This is a genomic window from Methylobacterium sp. J-001 (assembly GCF_022829565.1).
Classification (GTDB): domain Bacteria; phylum Pseudomonadota; class Alphaproteobacteria; order Rhizobiales; family Beijerinckiaceae; genus Methylobacterium.
The window spans coordinates 278715-296779 of record NZ_JAKSYN010000200.1 but is presented as its reverse complement, the minus strand read 5'-3'; the positions used below and the strand labels follow the sequence as shown (position 1 = coordinate 296779).

The following is an 18065-nucleotide window of genomic DNA, read 5'->3' as shown; positions in this document are numbered from 1 at the left end:
ATGTAGGTCGATCTGTGCCGCGCGTCGGCTCAGCAGACGGGAACACGCCATGAAACCCGAGATCCTGGGCGTCCGGTTTATCCACGAGGGCTGGAGCAGGTTCGGGATCGCAACGGTGCGCCTCGCCGACGGCGCCGTGGTCGAGCGCGAGATCGAGGATCACGGCAACTCGGTGGGCGTCCTACCCTACGATCCCGAGCGGCGGGTCGCTACGCTGGTGCGGGAATTACGGGTGCCGCCTCTGTTCGCCGCTGGCGAGCACGTGCAATTGGAGGCGCCGGCCGGTCTGATCGACGCGGGCAGCCCGGAGGAGAACGGCCGCCGCGAGGTGCTGGAGGAAGTGGGCCTGCGCCTGCGCGATCTCGAATTCGTGGGCGCCACCTATTCCTGCGCCAGCCTGACAACGGAGAAGCTGCACCTTTATCTGGCGCCCTACGGGCGAGCTGACCGGACTGAGGATGGCGGCGGCGCAGACGGCGAGCACGAGAACATCCGGATCGTCGAGATCCCCCTCGCTGACCTCGCCGGGAGGGCGGACCGGGCCGAACTCACAGACCTGAAGACGCTGACGCTGATCCTGGCGCTTCGCGCACGGCACCCGGAGCTTTTCGCGGCGTGAGAATCCGCTATCGCGTATTCGTGCAATGGTTGATCACCGGCGCAGTGGTCTTCGCGGTCGCCTGGATCGCGTTCCACCTGCGCTGAGTAGAACCCCGTCCCAGGAATCGAAGCGATGAGCGAAGACGCCGGCACCGCCGAACCGCACGGCCTCGACCGGGGTCTGACCAATTACGGCGACCGTGATTTCGCGCGCTACCTGCGTCGCTCCTTCGCCCGATCGATGGGGATCTCGCGCACGCTCCTCGACAAGCCGGTGATCGGCATCGCCATGACGCCGTCCGGCTTCAACAACTGCCATCGCGGCATGCCGGAGCTGGTGGAGGCGGTCTCGCGCGGGGTGCTGGCGGCGGGAGCCCTGCCGATGCCGTTCCCGACCGTGTCGCTCGGCGAGGTTTTCCTCAATCCAACCAGCATGATGTACCGCAACCTCATGGCCATGGACACGGAGGAGATGATCCAGGCCCAGCCGATGGACGCGGTCGTGCTGATCGGCGGCTGCGACAAGACCGTGCCGGCCCAGCTGATGGGCGCGGCCTCCGCGGGCCTGCCGGCGATCCAGGTGGTGACCGGCCCGATGTCGACCGGCCGCCACCGGGGCCAGCGTCTCGGCGCCTGCACGGATTGCCGGGGTTTCTGGGCGAAGTACCGCGCCGGCACGGTGGATGCGGAGGAGATCGCCGAGGTCGAGGGAAGGCTCTCGGTCACGGCCGGCACCTGCGCGGTGATGGGCACGGCCTCGACCATGGCGTGCATCGCCGAGGCGCTCGGCATGTCGCTGCCGGGGACCGCCGCGATCCCGGCGGTGCATTCGGACCGGCTGGTCGCCGCCGAGGAGACCGGGCGCGCGGCCGTGCGGCTCATCCAGACCAAGATCACCCCGGCCCAGGTCATCACTCGGAAGTCGGTGGAGAACGCGATCCGGGTCCTGATGGCGGTGTCCGGCTCCACCAATGCCATCGTGCATCTGACGGCCATCGCTGGGCGCCTTGGCATCCGCATCCCATCCGGCCGCTTCAACGAGATCTCGGACGAGACGCCGGTGCTCGTCGATCTGAAGCCGGTGGGCGAGGGGTATATGGAGGATTTCCATGCCGCCGGCGGCATGGGCGCACTGCTGCGGGAATTGCGCCCGCTCCTGCACCTCGACACCGTGGACGTGGAGGGCCGCACCCTCGCAAAGCGCCTTGACGAGCCGCCCGGCTGGGTCGACCGCGCGGTGATCCGCGCGTTCGACAACCCGGTCTCGCCGGTGGGCGGGCTGGTGGCGCTCAGCGGCAATCTCGCCCCCGACGGAGCGATTTTCAAGCGCGCCGCCGCGACGCCGGCGCTGTTCGAATCCGAGGGGCGGGCGGTGGTGTTCACCGGCCTCGAAGACCTGAGCCGCCGCATCGACGACCCGGATCTGGACGTGGCGCCGGGCGACGTGTTGGTGCTGCAGAATGCCGGGCCGCATGCCGCCGGCATGCCCGAGGCCGGCTATCTGCCCATTCCGAAAAAACTCGCCCGGGCGGGGGTCAAGGACATGGTGCGGATCTCCGACGCGCGGATGTCCGGCACCGCCTTTGGGTCGATCGTGCTGCACATCGCCCCGGAAGCGGCCATCGGCGGTCCGCTCGGCGCCGTACGCGACGGCGACCGGGTCCGCCTGTCGATCCGCGACAAGCGGATCGACCTGCTGGTGGACGAGGCCGAGATCGCCCGGCGGCTCGCGGACCATCAGCCGCCGCCGGCACCCAAGCGGGGCTACAAGGCACTCTACCGGCGCACCGTCACCCAGGCGCCGGAGGGTTGCGATTTCGACTTCCTGATCGGCGACGGCGAGCCCGGCTGAAACGCGGCTTGATCCTCAGCCGACCCAGGGCCATCGTTCGACGAAGAATCGGGAGGAGTCGAGAGCATGACGCGCGCCTGCATCGTGGGCTGGGCCCACACCCCCTTCGGCAAGCTCGAGGAACCGGATGTCGAGGGCCTGATCGCACGGGTGTCGGGCGAGGCGCTGGAGCATGCCGGCGTCGATGAATCCCAGGTCGACGGGATCTATGTCGGCGTCATGAACACCGGCTTCTCGAAACAGGGCTTCGAGGGGTCTCAGGTCGCACTGAACCGGCCGGGCCTCGCGCATGCGCCGGCGACCCACCTGGAGAATGCCTGCGCCACCGGCTCGGCGGCACTCTACGCGGCCCTCGACTTCGTCGATAGCGGCCGCGGCCGGATCGCCCTGGTGGTCGGCGCCGAGAAGATGACGGCGAAATCCGTGGCCGAGACCGGAGACATCCTGCTCGGCGCCTCCTACCGGAAAGAGGAGGCTGACATCGAGGGTGGCTTCGCCGGTGTGTTCGGGCGGATCGCAGCGGGCTACTTCCAGCGTTACGGCGACCGCAGCGCGGAACTCGCCCGCATTGCTGCCAAGAACCATCGAAACGGTGTGGCCAACCCGTACGCGCAGCTCCGCAAGGATCTCGGCTACGAATTCTGCAACACGGTCTCCGAGAAGAACCCCTATGTTGCAGCACCGCTTCGACGCACCGATTGCTCGCTGATCTCGGACGGCGCCGCCGCCATCGTGGTGGCGGATTCCGAGACTGCCGAGGGGCTGACCCGTGCGATCGGGTTCCGCGCCCGAGCACATGTCAACGATATCCTGCCCCTGTCGCGCCGGGATCCGACCGAATTCAAGGGCGCGCGGCTTGCCTGGGAGAAGGCCCGCGCGCAGGCCGGGATCGGCAACAGTGATCTGTCGTTCGTCGAGACGCACGATTGCTTCACCATCGCCGAGCTCATCGAGTACGAGGCGATGGGGCTGGCCGAACCCGGCCAGGGCTTTCGCGTCGTGCGCGAGGGCCTGACCGAGAAGGGCGGACGGCTGCCGATCAATCCGTCCGGCGGGCTGAAGTCCAAGGGCCACCCGGTCGGCGCCACCGGCGTCTCGATGCACGTGATGGCCTGCCTCCAGCTCATGGGCGAGGCCGGTGAGATGCAGGTTCCCGGCGCGAACCTGGCCGGGATCTTCAACATGGGCGGCGCGGCGGTGGCGAACTACGTGTCGATCCTGGAGCGGCGGCGATAGCGCGACCCAGCCTAGGATTGGTGGCGGAGAGGGGGGCGATCCCCCTCAGCCGAGTTTGTCCAGCGCCTGCGCGAGGTCTGCGATCAGGTCGGCCTCGTTCTCCAGCCCGATCGACAGCCGCACGGTCTCCGGGCCGACCTGAGCCGCGGACTTTTCACCCTCAGGCAGCTGCCGATGGGTGGTCGAGGACGGGTGGATCGCGAGCGATTTGATCTCGCCGATGTTGACGAGGTGCGAAATCAGCTCGAGCCCCGCGATGAATTTCAGCGCGGCCGACTCGCCGCCCTTGAGCGCGACGGTAAAGATCGAGCCCGGCCCCTGCGGGGTGTAGCGCTGGGCCAATTCTTCCCCGGGCTGCCCCGGCAGGCCGGGATAGCTCACCCAGGCCACCGCCGGATGGTCCTTGAGGAAGGCCGCGACAGCCCGGGCATTGGCGCAGTGCCGCTCCATGCGCAGCGGCAGGGTCTCGATGCCCATCAGCGTCAGGAACGCGTTCATCGGCGACAGGCCGGGCCCAAGATCGCGCAGGCCGAAGAACCGGCAGGCCGCCGCAAAGGGCGTCTCCGGGAAGCTCTTGGTTAGGACGAGGCCGTCGTAGTCCGGCCAGGGCTCGGTGATCAGGTTGTAGCCGCTGGTCCGGGTCCAGTCGAAGGAGCCGGCATCGCAGATCATGCCGCCGATGGTCTGGCCCGAACCGCTCAGGAACTTCGAGGTCGAGTGCCAGACGATGTCCGCACCGTGCTCGATCGGCCGGATCAGGGCCGGCGAGGCCAGGGTGTTGTCGACGACGAGGGGTAGGCCGTGGCGCCGGGCCACCGCGGCGATCCCGTCGAGGTCCACCACCGAGGCGCACGGGTTCACGATCGACTCGCAGAAGATGGCCCGGCATTCCGGCGTGATCGCCGCCTCGAAATCCTCCGGCCGCATGCCGCGGGCGAAGCGCGGCTTCAGATCATAGCGGCCGTCGAGCCGGCGCATCAGACCGAGGGAGCCGCCGAACAGGCGCGGCGAGGCCACGTAGGCGTCGCCGCTCTTCATCAGAGTCATCAGCACGAGCATCATCGCCGACTGCCCGGATGACACCGCGACGCCCGCCTTGGCGCCTTCGAGATCGGCGACCCGCCGCTCCAGAGCGGCGACCGTGGGGTTCGAGCCCCGTGAATAGGAAAAGCCGGAGCGGCGGCCGGCGAAGATGTCGGCCGCCTGCTCGGTGGAATCGAACACGAAACCGTTTGTGAAATAGATCGGCTGGACCCGCGCGCCGGTGGCGGGGTCCGGCGCCGCGCCGGCATGGATGGCCCGGGTCGCGAAACGATGCTTGCGGCTCAAATCCGTCATGGCTCTCGGTCGGCTGTTCGACGCCCGGATCGTGGATGCGCCCGAGCCGGAAAAGGCTTCACGCCGCGCGATGGATGAAGGCCTGCAGGGTTCGGACCAGAGTCGTCGGCTCGTAGGGCTTCGGGATGAAGCGAGCCCCGTCGGGCATGTCGTTGGGCCCGGGCGTGCCCATGCCGGAGACGACCAGCACGGGAATCCCAGGCCACCGATGCGCCACCAAGCGGGCCAGGGCAAACCCGTCCATCGAACCCTGCGGCATGTCGACATCCGTCATCAGGACGCCGACATCGTCGCGATTTTCCAGGACCTTGAGCGCCTTGTCGGCGTGACTGGCCTCCAACACGGTGAAGCCGGCATCGGCCAGGGTGTCCGACGCCTCCATCAGCAGAAGGCCGTCATCTTCCACGAGCAACACGACGGGTTGGTCGGATGGGCTCTCTGACATCAGACCTGCAAAGGTTAAAGCCGCGACGTTCGAAGCCCGCGCCGTATGCCCCGGGCCTGTCCCCGTCAAGGCGCGGGAGCTTCCGCTTCAGGCGGCCTCCTCGCGCTTGCCGAGGCGCTTATCGAGGTAGGTGTCGACCGTCTGGGTCAACTCGTCGACCTTGCCGTCGAAGAAGTGGTTGGCCCCCTCGACCATCTGGTGCTCGATGATGACGCCCTTCTGCACCTTCACCTTCTCGATCACCGGCATGACATCCCGGGCCGGCGCGACCCGGTCTTCGGAGCCGTGCACGAAGAGACCGGAGGAGGGGCAGGGGGCCAGGAAGGTGAAATCGAAGCGGTTGGCCATGGCGGCGATCGAGATGAAACCCTCGATCTCAGGACGGCGCATCAGCAGCTGCATCCCGATCCACGCGCCGAAGGAAACGCCGGCGATCCAGCACGACTTCGCCTCCGGATTGACCGACTGCACCCAATCGAGGGCTGCGGCAGCGTCGGACAGCTCGCCCGAGCCGTGATCGAACGCGCCCTGGCTGCGGCCGACCCCGCGGAAATTGAAACGCAGGGATGCAAAGCCGCGATTGGCGAAGGTGTAAAAAAGATTGTACACAATTTGATTGTTCATCGTACCCCCGAATTGGGGGTGCGGGTGCAGCACGATGGCGATCGGCGCGCCGCGCTTCTTGGGGGCCTGGTAACGGCCTTCCAGACGTCCGGCCGGGCCGGTGAAGATGACTTCAGGCATCGTTCGACTCTCGTTTCAGCGGTCGCCGGCCGCGCGATCGTGGGCAGTGGAGAGGCAGCCTTGACTCGCCGCACGCACACCATACAAACGCTCTTAGAATTGTTCTAGGCGATTAGAACTATTCTAAAGTAGCTTAGACGGCGTGCAATGCTTGCGCGCTGCACCAGCCTCACGGTTGGCGAGACCTCATTTGTCGGCGCGCCTTAGCACGGCGAGCCGGGGCGCGGGCAAGGAATTGTAACGCGCTGCAGCAGGGGACGACACGGAATCAGCATGAGCCGGGCCCGCGCCTATCTCGATCACAACGCGACCGCCCCCGTCCGCCCCGCCGTGGCGGAGGCGGTGGCACGCGCGCTGATGCTGCCCGGCAATCCCTCATCGATCCACCAGGAAGGCCGTGCGGCGCGTGCAGCCCTCGAAGCCGCCCGCGCCCAAGTCGCTGCCCTGATCGGCGCCCGTCCGGCACAGGTGGTCTTCACTAGTGGCGGGACCGAAGCCGCGAATGCGGTTCTGTCCGGGGCGCTCGGCCGACGCGGGCAGCCGAAGCCGACCCGCCTTCTCCATACGGCGACGGAACACCCCTGCGTAGCCGCCGGCCATCGCTTCCCCGAGGGCGCGGTCGAGTTGCTGCCAGTTACGTCGGCCGGCGTGATCAACCTCGCCGCCCTCGAAAGTCGTCTCACAGCGCTCGCGGGCGAGAATGTGCTCGTCTCAGTCCACGCCGCCAACAATGAGACCGGTGCCGTCCAGCCTCTGGCCGAGATCGTAGCCTTGGCCCGCGCCCATGGCCGGGTGCTGGTGCACAGTGATGCCGTACAGGCGGTTGGCAAGATCGCCCTCGATATGCAGGCCCTCGGCCTCGATGCGCTGACCCTCTCGGGCCATAAGTTCGCCGCCCCGAAGGGCGTCGGGGCGATGATCCTGGCCGACGACGTCGCCCTGGACGCGGCCTTCCTGCGCGGCGGCGGGCAGGAGCAGCGCCAGCGCTGCGGCACCGAATGCCTGCCGGCCATCGTCGGCATGGGTGAGGCGGCGCGGATCGCCGGCGAGGCGCTCGTCCCGGAGGCCGCGCGCCTGTCGGTCCTGCGCAACCGGATCGAGGCCGGTGTGCTCGCCCGATCCCCCGATGCGGTGGTGTTCGCGGCCGATGCGCCGCGCCTGCCCAACACGCTCAGCTTCGCGGTCCCGGGCCTCGATGCCCCTGCGGCGCTGATCGCCCTCGACCTCGCCGGCGTGGCGGTATCGTCGGGCTCGGCCTGCTCCTCAGGCAAGGTCGCGCGCTCGGCGACGCTGGCGGCGATGGGTGTCGATTCCGAGCTTGCCGGGGGTGCGCTGCGCGTTAGCCTCGGCTGGAACACGGTGGACGAGGATGCGTCACGCTTTCTCGACGCCTTCGAACGGGCCTTGCAGCCCCTATATAAACGGCGAGGGTACGCGGCCTGAGCGACCGCGTTCCACGCTTTCCGACAGACGCTTCCCGGTCCTTGAAACCGGGCTTGCCAGGAGATGCTGATGCCTGCCGTGCAGGAAACAATCGACCGGGTCCGCTCGATCGACCTCGACCAGTACAAGTACGGGTTCGAGACCACCATCGAGATGGAGAAGTCCGAGAAGGGCATCTCCGAGGATGTCGTGCGCTTCATCTCGGCCAAGAAGAACGAGCCGGCCTGGCTGCTGGAATGGCGCCTCGACGCCTATCGGCGCTGGCTGACCATGAAGGAGCCGGAGTGGGCCCGCGTCTCGTACGACAAGGTCAATTATAACGACATTTACTACTACGCGGCGCCCAAGCGCCCGGCGGCGATGTCGCTCGACGAGATCGATCCGGAGATCCTGAAGACCTACGAGAAGCTCGGCATCCCGCTGCGGGAGGTCGAGGTGCTGGAAGGCATCGCGCCGGAGCGCCGCGTCGCGGTCGACGCCGTGTTCGACTCGGTGTCGGTGGCCACGACCTTCAAGAAGGAGCTCTCGAAGGCCGGCGTGATCTTCATGCCGATCTCCGAGGCGGTGCAGGAATATCCGGAGCTGGTGCAGAAGTACCTGGGCACGGTGGTGCCTTCGACCGACAACTTCTTCGCCACGCTGAACTCGGCGGTCTTCTCCGACGGCTCGTTCGTGTACATTCCGCCGGGCGTTCGCTGCCCAATGGAATTGTCGACCTATTTCCGCATCAACGAGCGCGACACCGGCCAGTTCGAGCGCACGCTGATCATCGCCGACAAGGGCTCCTACGTCTCGTATCTCGAGGGCTGCACCGCCCCTAAGCGCGACGACAACCAGCTCCATGCCGCGGTGGTCGAGCTGGTGGCGTTGGACGATGCCGAGATCAAGTACTCGACCGTTCAGAACTGGTACCCGGGCGATAACGACGGCAAGGGCGGCATCTACAACTTCGTCACCAAGCGTGGCGATTGCCGCGGCGCCCGCTCGAAGATCTCCTGGACCCAGGTCGAAACCGGCTCGGCGATCACCTGGAAGTACCCGTCCTGCATCCTGCGCGGCGACGAGTCTCGCGGGGAGTTCTACTCGATCGCGGTGTCGAACGGCATGCAGCAGGTCGATTCCGGCACCAAGATGATCCACCTCGGCAAAAACACCACCAGCCGGATCATCTCGAAGGGTATCTCCGCGGGTCGTTCGCAGAACACCTACCGGGGCCTCGTCTCCGCCCACAAGAAGGCGACGAACGCCCGCAACTTCACCAACTGCGACTCGCTGCTGATCGGCGACCAGTGCGGGGCGCACACCGTGCCCTACATCGAGTCGAAGAATGCATCCGCGGTGTTCGAGCATGAGGCGACCACCTCGAAGATCTCCGAAGACCAGAAGTTCTACTGCCTGCAGCGCGGCCTCTCCGAGGAGGAGGCGACCGCCCTCATCGTCAACGGCTTCGTCCGTGACGTGCTGCAGCAGCTGCCGATGGAGTTCGCCGTGGAAGCCCAGAAGCTGATCTCGATCAGCCTCGAAGGCTCGGTCGGCTAGGCCTTCAGCGGATCGAAGCAACAGAGCGATCACGGCACCTGCGCCGTGATCGCAGACCGGATCGAGCGAAGGTTTCGACGCTCAAGATCCGTGCGGAAGAGCTTTCAGAATGGCCGTCCCGGTGGCGGCACGACAGGAACTGACGGCGCGCAGTTGGCGTACGGGTCCGACCCGCCGTTCGATAGGACTTGAACTAACATGTTGGAAATCAAGAACCTCGTCGTACAGATCGAGGACAACCGCATCCTGAACGGCCTGAACCTCACTGTGAACGACGGCGAGGTCGCGGCGATTATGGGTCCGAACGGGTCCGGCAAATCGACCCTGTCCTATGTCATCGCCGGCAAGGAGGACTACGAGGTCCTCGACGGCGAGATCCTGCTCGACGGGCAGAACGTGCTGGAGATGGGCGCCGACGAGCGCGCCGCCGCCGGCGTCTTCCTGGCCTTCCAGTACCCGCTGGAGATCCCCGGCGTCGGCACGATGACGTTCCTCAAGGCCTGCCTCAACGCCCAGCGCCGGGCGCGCGGCGAGGGCGAGATCTCGACCCCGGACTTCATCCGCAAGGTCAACGCTGCGGCGGACAAGCTCGAGATCAACAAGGAAATGCTCAAGCGCGCCCTCAACGTCGGCTTCTCCGGCGGCGAGAAGAAGCGCATGGAGATCCTCCAGATGGCGCTGCTGGAGCCGAAGTTCTGCGTGCTCGACGAGACCGATTCCGGCCTCGACATCGACGCCTTGCGCATCGTCTCCGAGGGCGTGAACGCATTGCGGGCCCAGGGCCGCTCGTTCCTGGTGATCACCCACTACCAGCGGCTGCTCAACCACATCGTGCCCGACACCGTGCACGTCATGTCGAAGGGCCTGATCGTGAAGACCGGCGGCAAAGAGCTGGCGCTCGAGCTCGAAGCGTCGGGCTATGCCGAGTACCGCACCAACGAGGCCGCGTAAGCCCATGGCCGACATCCAGAACCTGCGCACCAGCGCCGAGACCGGGCTGTCGAGCCTGTTCGAGTCGGCGCGCAAGAGCTTCGCCTCGGAAGAGGCGATCGCCCGCGAGGAGGCGTTCCGTTTCTTCGAGGCCACTGGCCTGCCGAGCCGGCGGGTGGAGGCGTTCAAGTACACCGACCTGCGCGCCGCCATGAAGGAGGCCGTACCCCCGGCTGAGGCTCCGTCGCCGGAGGCCGCTCAGGCGGCCGTCGCCTCCGCGAAGGGTTTCGCTGGTCTCGACGCCGCGCGCCTGACCTTCGTCAACGGGCATCTCATCCGGCCGCTCTCGGACCTCGACGGATTGCCGGCCGGCCTCACGGTCACGCCGCTCAACGACGCGATGGGCAAGAGCGATGTTCGCCTCAGGCTCCTGGCTCCTGTCGAGCAAGCCCGTGAGAACCCGGTCTACCAGCTCAACACCGCCTTCCTGGCCGACGGCGCGCTGATCTCGGTGGCAGCCGGCACGAAGATCGAGCGCGCTGTGCACCTGCGCTTTATCGGCACCGGGACCGATGGCTTCTCAACCGCCACGCGGGTGCTGGTCGATCTCGGCGCGGGCGCGGAGATCACCGTGTTGGAGAGTCACGAGGGACCGGACGGTCTCACCTACCAGCCGAACGACGCCCTCGACGTGCGGGTCGGCAAGCAGGCGGTGTTCCGCCATGCCCGGCTCAACCGCGAGGGGAACGCCGCCATCGCGCTCTCGACGATCAGCGTGCGTCTCGATGACGAGTCACATCTGGAGACGGTCAATCTGGTCACTGGTGCCGTCCTCTCCCGCCACCAGATCTTCATGCATGTCGCGGGCGAAAACGTGAACGCCGTCGTCAACGGCGCTGCGATGCTCGGCAACGGCCAGCTGGCTGACTCGACTCTGCTGGCCGACCACGCGGCCGTGGGCGGCGTGGGCCGCGAGATGTTCAAGACGGTGATCGACGGGAACGCCACCGGCGTGTTCCAGGGCAAGATCATCGTCCGGCAGGCCGCGCAGCAGACCGACGGCAAGATGAAGTCGGATTGCCTGCTCCTCAGCGACGAGGGGCAGATGATGAACAAGCCGGAGCTGGAGATCTTCGCCGACGATGTCGCTTGCGGCCACGGTGCCACCTGCGGCGCGCCGGACGACGATCTGCTATTCTACCTGATGGCCCGCGGCCTGCCCCGTGCGGTGGCCGAGAGCCTCCTGGTCCAGGCGTTCGTCGGCGAAGCGATCGAGTCGGTCACGCACGAGGGCGCTCGCGCAGCGCTGATCGGCGAGATCGAGGCCTGGCTGGCGGCACGCGCTTGAAGTCTCGGCCGATCTCGTTTCGGGATCGGCCGACCTCGCGAACCTGAATTGCATCCGGCCCGACGGCGAAGCCGCCGCGATGGGATGAGATAGGGTCCGCGAACTGCTGTCTGGAGGCTTCGTTCGAAGTCTCTGCTTCACTCCGGCGCCTCCGAGGAGGTGGCCCATGGGACGGACTTAGGTCTCAGAAGGTCGCGACGATGAACGCACCCGTCCTCACCACCGGCTACGACGTCGCGGCGATCCGCAAGGACTTCCCGATCCTGTCGCAGACGGTCTACGGTAAGGCACTGGTCTATCTCGACAATGCCGCTTCGGCGCAGAAGCCGCGCCAAGTGATCGACGCGATGGTGTCGTGCATGGAGACCGGCTATGCCAACGTCCATCGCGGCCTGCACTTCATGGCGAACGCCGCGACCGAAGGCTTCGAAGGCGCCCGCGAGACCACGCGTCAGTTCCTCAACGCGGCCTCCACCGATGAGATCATCTTCACCCGCAACGCCACCGAGGCCTACAATCTCGTGGCCTCCAGCATGGGCTGGGCCGGGCTGATCGGCGAGGGTGACGAGATCATTCTGTCGATTATGGAGCATCACTCCAACATCGTGCCCTGGCACTTCCTGCGGGAGCGGCGCGGTGCCGTAATCAAGTGGGCGCCGGTCGACGAGGAGGGCAACTTCCTGGTCGAGGAATACGAGAAGCTGTTCACGCCGCGCACCAAGATGGTCGCGATCACCCAGATGTCGAACGTTCTCGGCACCGTGACGCCGGCCGAGGAGATCGTCCGCATCGCCCACGCCCACGGCGTGCCGGTGCTCCTCGACGGCGCCCAGAGCGCCGTCCACCAGCCGATCGACGTCCGGGCGCTGGACTGCGACTTCTTCATCTTCACCGGCCACAAGGTTTACGGTCCGACCGGTATCGGCGTTCTTTACGGCAAGAAGGAATGGTTGGAGCGGCTCCCTCCGTATCAGGGCGGCGGCGAGATGATCCGGACGGTCAGCCAGGATACGGTTACCTATAACGACCCGCCGCACCGCTTCGAGGCCGGCACACCGGCAATCATCGAGGCGGTCGGGCTCGGAGCAGCCCTCGAATACATGCTGGGGCTCGGCCGGGAGAACATCGCGGCGCACGAGGCGATGTTGACCCGCTACGCCCACGAGCGGCTCGGCGCCATGAACGCCCTGCGGATCATCGGGACCGCCAAGGGCAAGGGTGGCGTCGTCAGCTTCGAGATGAAGGGTGCCCACGCCCACGATATCGCCACGGTGATCGACCGTCAGGGCGTCGCGGTGCGCGCCGGCACCCATTGCGCCATGCCGTTGCTCACGCGCTTCGGTGTGACGTCCACCTGCCGGGCGTCGTTCGGCCTGTACACGACCACCGCCGAGATCGATGCTCTTGCCGAGGCACTCGGCAAAGCCGAGATGATGTTTGCCTGATCGGCGCAGCGTCCCAAACCTGATCGTGCGGGCGATGCGTGAGCCGCGAGGAAACCGGTTCCGTTTGGGCGGCACCGGGGGAGAATGAAACCATGAGCACCGACGCTACAATCACCGGCGGCGCCAACGCCCCCGCGGTCGAAGCCGCTTCGGCGATCCCGCCTGCCGAACTGGATCGCCTGACCGACGACATCGTCGCCGCGCTGAAATCCGTCTACGATCCGGAGATCCCGGCCGACATTTACGAGCTCGGCCTGATCTACAAGGTCGATATCGGAGACGATCGGAAGGTCGCGATCGACATGACCCTCACGGCCCCGGGTTGCCCGGTGGCCGGGGAGATGCCGGGCTGGGTCGAGAATGCCGTCAGCGCCGTACCGGGTGTGCAATCCTGCGCTGTGACGATGGTGTTCGATCCGCCGTGGGATCAGAGCCGGATGTCCGACGAGGCCCGCGTCGCCCTGGACATGTGGTAGGGCCGCGCGAGCAGGCCATTGCTCAGAACCGAAGCGGCCTGTCGAACGCCGCCTGACACGCGGATCGAATAGGCAAACGCTCAATCGTGTGCCTATTCGGAAACAGTATCGTCGCCAATATGCATTCTATACCAGCAAACCCTGAGCAATTGCGGCAGAAGCAATTACTACTGGCCGTACCATCCGCCCCGAAAACGGAGTTTCACGCAGGTTTTCCCGACGTGACACTGGCCTTCATGGAAGCAAGAGTGGCTCGGTGGCAGAAATTTGATTCGGCCTCGACTGTCTAATAAGTCCAGCCAGCTTCGCAGCATATATCAATCTACGCTGGCATTAAGATCTCGTTAACCACGATTGCGCACAGGGGTCATGCGGCTGCTGGTTTGGGCGGCGCCGCTCGGTGCGAATGGTGGGGACGGATGGGTCCGGGTTACGTGGTCGCGGCACTCCTTGAAGGGGCCGGACTCAGCGGTCTCGTATTGGCCGCGGTGGTGATACGTACCGAGCGGAAGACGCGCGTGGCCGAGTTGCGCAATGTCCTTCGATCAGGTCAGAGCGCGGTCGCGGCTGCCGGACCGGCTTTGCAGAACCGCTGGCGTGTGAGCGCGCCGCGTGTCGTCAACGTACCCGTGGTCACGGCAAACCGCGGTGCCGGGCGGCTCCGCGAATCCGCAGCCCGTTCGGCCCTGGGTCGCGCCTTTGCGCGGACCAATCTTCCGGCGGCGCGGGCCCCGTCGGTCTCGATCAGCGCAGAATGATGTCGAGGCCACTGCCGAGCAGGGTGACGGCGCTGAGCAGGAACATGAACTTCAGGTCTTCGAAACGGGTACTCATGACAGGTCCTTTATTTATCAAGGGGTTCGTCGGGCTCGGATGCTGCATTATCACCTGATTAACGACTCTTTCGCGAGTCGTTTCAGGAACTGTTAGGGATTGGTCCGCGCTTTCCATTTAGTAAGGTTGACGACCGGTTAAGATTGCCTCGTCCTGTTGAACCGGTCTTAACGGTTCCCCGACGGGCCGGCGGTGCGGCGACGCACGGTCGTGTGGCATCCAGAAAGGCGCAGGCCCATGACGCAGCGGCCGTCAAATTCCCTCGTGCGGGCGCGCGACTGGATGTTCCAGGATCGCCGAACCGGCGCCATCACGGTCGCGCAATGGCCCAATCTGCCACTGTGGTTATTCCTCGCGCTGACGTTGGCAACTTGGATCGCTCGCGGCGCTGAGCCTGCTGCGTCCTGGCTCGCCTTTGCGGCGGACCTCGCCCTCGGCTGGTGGGCGATCGATGAGCTTGTGCGCGGCGTGAATCCCTGGCGCAGGCTTCTCGGACTCGCGACGCTGATCGGCCTTGCGACGCTCTTCGTGCTGCGGCGGGCCGGCTGACGGTTCCACGGCGAACGCCGCCGATGAAGACTTTTATCCGGAGCTACCGCCAAGTATACAACTTCGCTAAATTTGCCATACGACGATAGATTCAACCTGTGCTGAATTTGGCATCTGACGGGGAGTGTTACGTCCCCTGCGAACACTAAGCATGTGATCGGGACACATAGGACTACTGAGAAGCGTAACGGTAGGTTGCAGCGCCGCGAAAAGTTGGGAATGGTCGCGGCAAATTTCGCTCTGTGTCATGCGGGCGGATCGGCGCTCCCGTCGTCAGAATAAGCTGACGTTTAGGCTGGAAGGCATCATGATCGACACAGGAGGGTCCGAACAGGCTGATACCGACTCTCGCGTCACCGAGCCGGCGCAGCTCCTCGGTCAGATTGCCGAAGCTTTGGACCTGCCCGTATCCACCTTTCGTCGGCCCCGTGCCGCCGCGTCGAGCGAAGGTCCGACGGCGAGCGAATGTTCGAAAATCCTGGCGTCCTTCGTGCGCATCCGTGATCCGGATGTCCGCCGGCAATGTCTGGCGATGATCGAGCGTTGTGCAGGGGGCTGTGACGAGGCCAGTCCCGCTGTGCGCTCCCGCACCTGAGCGCGGTGAGAGCGGCGCGCGCGCCGTGCTATAGGGGCACCCGCTTTCGGAAATGGCCCGCCGGCCCGGGCAGGCCTACCGAACCATCGCAACGCCTTTGCAAGCGGCATTCGCCTTCGCTGGAGCGGCGATTGTTGGCGCACGATGCCCCGTATTCCACTCAGGCCCTGATGCCGATCATCTCCATCTCGAAGCTGTCGAAGACGTACACGTCCGGCTTCACCGCCTTGAGCGAAATCGATCTCCGTATCGAGCGTGGCGAGATCTTCGCGCTCTTGGGCCCGAACGGCGCCGGCAAATCGACGTTGATCAACATCGTCTGCGGGATCGTTACGCCGAGTTCAGGCACGGTCACGGTAGACGGTCACGATATCGCTGCGGATTATCGCGCTGCGCGCCGAGCCATCGGTCTCGTTCCGCAGGAACTGACCACCGATGCCTTCGAGACCGTACTGAACACCGTGAGCTTTTCTCGCGGGTTGTTCGGGCTGCGACCCGATCCGGCGCATATCGAGCGGATCCTGCGCGCCCTGTCCCTATGGGACAAACGCGACAGCCGTCTCATGACTCTGTCCGGCGGGATGAAGCGCCGGGTTCTGATCGCCAAGGCTCTGTCGCACGAACCCCGGGTGCTGTTCCTGGACGAGCCTACCGCGGGCGTCGACGTGGAACTGCGTCAGGACATGTGGGCCCTCGTCCGCGACCTACGCCAGCAGGGCGTCACCGTCATCCTCACCACCCATTACATCGAGGAGGCCGAGGAGATGGCCGACCGCATCGGGGTGATCCGACGCGGCCAGATCATCCTGGTCGAGGAAAAGGCCGCCTTGATGCGCAAGCTCGGGCGCAAGCAGCTCACCTTGCAGCTCCAGGCGCCGATCTCCGCGGTTCCGCCTGACCTATCCGATTACGAGCTCGCGCTCGCCGGCGACGGCCGTGAGCTGGTCTACACGTATGACACACGCGCCGAACGGACCGGGATCACCGGGTTGCTAACCGGGCTGGCGTCCGCCGGCATCCGCTTCACCGATCTCCATACCGAGCAGAGCTCCCTGGAGGACATCTTCGTCGGCCTCGTGCGCGAAGGGGAGACACGGGCATGAGCGACGCGATGAGCATGAACTGGCCAGCGGTTCGGGCGATCTACCGGTTCGAGATGAGCCGTTTCTGGCGGACCGCAGGGCAGAGCATCCTGGCTCCCGTGATCTCGACGACCCTGTATTTCGTGGTCTTCGGCGCCGCGATCGGCTCCCGGGTCTCTGCGGTGGACGACGTGCCCTACGGGCTGTTCATCGTGCCCGGCCTCATCATGCTCTCACTGCTGACCCAGAGCATCGCCAACGCCTCGTTCGGGATCTACTTCCCGCGCTTCGCCGGCACGATCTACGAGATCCTGTCGGCGCCGATCTCGCCGCTAGAGGTCGTGCTCGGCTTCGTCGGCGCGGCGGCCTCGAAGTCGATCCTGATCGGCCTGATCATCCTGGCGACCTCAGCCCTGTTCGTCCCCCTGCGCATCGATCACCCATTCTGGATGATCGGCTTCCTGCTGCTCACCGCGGTCACGTTCAGCCTGTTCGGCTTCGTCATCGGACTCTGGGCGGACGGGTTCGAGAAGCTGCAGCTGGTGCCGCTCCTCGTGGTAACGCCTCTGACCTTCCTGGGTGGCAGCTTCTACGCCATCAACATGCTGCCGCCGTTCTGGCACGCGGTGAGCCTGATCAACCCGGTCGTCTACCTGATCAGCGCGTTCCGCTGGGCCTTCTTCGGAAAGGCCGATGTGAGCATCGCGATCAGTCTCGGCATGACGACCCTGTTCCTGGTGATCTGCCTTGGCTTGGTCACCTACATCTTCCGCACGGGTTACCGTCTGAAGAGCTGACGTCAGGGCTGCGCGGCGAGGAAGGCCAGCACGCCATCCCGGTGCGGCTTGGCGCCGACTGCCGTGGAGTGGTCCTTGCCTTCGATCTCCAGCGCGCGCGCGTCCGGAATCAAAGCGGCCAGCGCCGGGCCGGAGCCTGCCACCGTGTCCAGGGTGCCGACCGAGACCAGCACCGGCACCTCGATCTGAGCGAGTTCCGCCCGGCTGAGCGTCTGCCGCGAGCCGCGCATGCAGGCGGCGAGTGCGCGGAGATCGCTTCGGGTCTGCTCCGCAAACGTCCGGAAGGCGGCGGCGGTCGGGTTCGGGGCCGGTGTACCGGGGGGAGCCTCAAGCGCTTCCGAGATCCCGGAGGGGAGACCCTTGCCCTCGATCAGATGCATGCCGAGACCGCCGATCAGGGCGGAGCGCACCCGATCGGCATGGTCGAGGGCGATATGGGCGGTAATCCGTCCGCCCATCGAGTAGCCCATCACATGGGCGCGCTCGATCCCGAGATGGTCGAGCAGCCGCACCGCGTCCCAGGCCATGGCCTCGGAGCTATAGGCTGCCGGATCGTACAGTTTCTGGCTCTCGCCGTGGCCGCGATTGTCCAGCGCGATCGCCCGGTATCCGGCCTGGGTCAGGGCCCGAACCCATTGGGTGTTGACCCAATTGACCGCATGGTTGGAGGCAAAGCCGTGGATCAGCAGGACCGGCGTCCCGGCCGCGGCAGCCGGCGGGACATCGATATAGGCGATCCGCACCCCGTCCGAATCGAAGAAGTCCATACCACGCAACCTATGCCGTCGAAGCTCGGCCCCCGCTTAGACCAG

At 65.9% G+C, this 18065-nt stretch carries 17 protein-coding genes; 13 read left to right on the top strand and 4 right to left on the bottom strand.

The window, feature by feature from the left end; translation table 11 throughout:
• Positions 1-49 precede the first annotated feature (49 nt).
• From MKK65_RS25740 to MKK65_RS25730, 3 genes are all read left to right on the top strand, one after another.
• A complete protein-coding gene (locus tag MKK65_RS25740; RefSeq protein ID WP_243960858.1) occupies positions 50-619 on the top strand; it encodes an NUDIX domain-containing protein in 570 nt (189 codons plus the stop codon).
• A gap of 114 nt (positions 620-733) precedes the next feature.
• The gene (locus MKK65_RS25735) at positions 734-2452 is read left to right on the top strand and encodes an IlvD/Edd family dehydratase (protein ID WP_243960856.1); all 1719 of its coding nucleotides are present in this window, start codon (positions 734-736) and stop codon (positions 2450-2452) included.
• A gap of 66 nt (positions 2453-2518) precedes the next feature.
• Positions 2519-3688 carry an acetyl-CoA acetyltransferase gene (locus MKK65_RS25730; RefSeq protein ID WP_243960855.1) on the top strand — a complete coding sequence of 390 codons (1170 nt, stop codon included), beginning with the start codon at positions 2519-2521 and terminating at the stop codon, positions 3686-3688.
• 45 nt (positions 3689-3733) lie between these two features.
• Here MKK65_RS25730 and MKK65_RS25725 read toward each other — a convergent pair whose 3' ends face one another.
• From MKK65_RS25725 to MKK65_RS25715, 3 genes are all read right to left on the bottom strand, one after another.
• Positions 3734-5026, bottom strand: coding sequence for an O-acetylhomoserine aminocarboxypropyltransferase/cysteine synthase family protein (locus tag MKK65_RS25725; RefSeq protein WP_243960854.1), 1293 nt, complete (start codon positions 5024-5026; stop codon positions 3734-3736).
• A 58-nt stretch (positions 5027-5084) separates the two neighbouring features.
• The gene (locus tag MKK65_RS25720; RefSeq protein ID WP_058190536.1) at positions 5085-5471 is read right to left on the bottom strand and encodes a response regulator; all 387 of its coding nucleotides are present in this window, start codon (positions 5469-5471) and stop codon (positions 5085-5087) included.
• Between the two features lie 87 nt (positions 5472-5558).
• Positions 5559-6215, bottom strand: a complete 657-nt coding sequence (locus tag MKK65_RS25715; protein WP_058190537.1) for an alpha/beta hydrolase — start codon at positions 6213-6215, stop codon at positions 5559-5561.
• A gap of 273 nt (positions 6216-6488) precedes the next feature.
• Between MKK65_RS25715 and MKK65_RS25710 the strand changes: the two genes are divergently transcribed.
• From MKK65_RS25710 to MKK65_RS25665, 10 genes are all read left to right on the top strand, one after another.
• Positions 6489-7658, top strand: a complete 1170-nt coding sequence (locus tag MKK65_RS25710; RefSeq protein WP_243960853.1) for a cysteine desulfurase family protein — start codon at positions 6489-6491, stop codon at positions 7656-7658.
• A gap of 69 nt (positions 7659-7727) precedes the next feature.
• The gene (sufB, locus tag MKK65_RS25705) at positions 7728-9197 is read left to right on the top strand and encodes a Fe-S cluster assembly protein SufB (RefSeq protein WP_243960852.1); all 1470 of its coding nucleotides are present in this window, start codon (positions 7728-7730) and stop codon (positions 9195-9197) included.
• A 198-nt stretch (positions 9198-9395) separates the two neighbouring features.
• Positions 9396-10148: a Fe-S cluster assembly ATPase SufC gene (gene sufC, locus MKK65_RS25700; protein WP_092045957.1), complete on the top strand. Its 753-nt coding sequence runs from the start codon at positions 9396-9398 to the stop codon at positions 10146-10148.
• A gap of 4 nt (positions 10149-10152) precedes the next feature.
• A complete protein-coding gene (locus tag MKK65_RS25695; protein ID WP_243960851.1) occupies positions 10153-11475 on the top strand; it encodes a SufB/SufD family protein in 1323 nt (440 codons plus the stop codon).
• A 200-nt stretch (positions 11476-11675) separates the two neighbouring features.
• Positions 11676-12920, top strand: coding sequence for a cysteine desulfurase (locus MKK65_RS25690; RefSeq protein WP_243960850.1), 1245 nt, complete (start codon positions 11676-11678; stop codon positions 12918-12920).
• A 92-nt stretch (positions 12921-13012) separates the two neighbouring features.
• Positions 13013-13396 carry an SUF system Fe-S cluster assembly protein gene (locus tag MKK65_RS25685; RefSeq protein WP_007566736.1) on the top strand — a complete coding sequence of 128 codons (384 nt, stop codon included), beginning with the start codon at positions 13013-13015 and terminating at the stop codon, positions 13394-13396.
• Positions 13397-14512: 1116 nt separating this feature from the next.
• A complete protein-coding gene (locus tag MKK65_RS25680) occupies positions 14513-14779 on the top strand; it encodes a hypothetical protein (RefSeq protein ID WP_243960849.1) in 267 nt (88 codons plus the stop codon).
• A gap of 307 nt (positions 14780-15086) precedes the next feature.
• Positions 15087-15374 (top strand): hypothetical protein, encoded by a 288-nt coding sequence (locus MKK65_RS25675; protein ID WP_243960848.1) that lies wholly within the window; start codon positions 15087-15089, stop codon positions 15372-15374.
• 170 nt (positions 15375-15544) lie between these two features.
• Positions 15545-16477: an ABC transporter ATP-binding protein gene (locus MKK65_RS25670; RefSeq protein WP_409565496.1), complete on the top strand. Its 933-nt coding sequence runs from the start codon at positions 15545-15547 to the stop codon at positions 16475-16477.
• A gap of 14 nt (positions 16478-16491) precedes the next feature.
• The gene (locus MKK65_RS25665; RefSeq protein WP_058194356.1) at positions 16492-17253 is read left to right on the top strand and encodes an ABC transporter permease; all 762 of its coding nucleotides are present in this window, start codon (positions 16492-16494) and stop codon (positions 17251-17253) included.
• Between the two features lie 2 nt (positions 17254-17255).
• Here MKK65_RS25665 and MKK65_RS25660 read toward each other — a convergent pair whose 3' ends face one another.
• The gene (locus MKK65_RS25660; protein WP_243960846.1) at positions 17256-18020 is read right to left on the bottom strand and encodes an alpha/beta fold hydrolase; all 765 of its coding nucleotides are present in this window, start codon (positions 18018-18020) and stop codon (positions 17256-17258) included.
• Between the last annotated feature and the right edge of the window lie 45 nt (positions 18021-18065).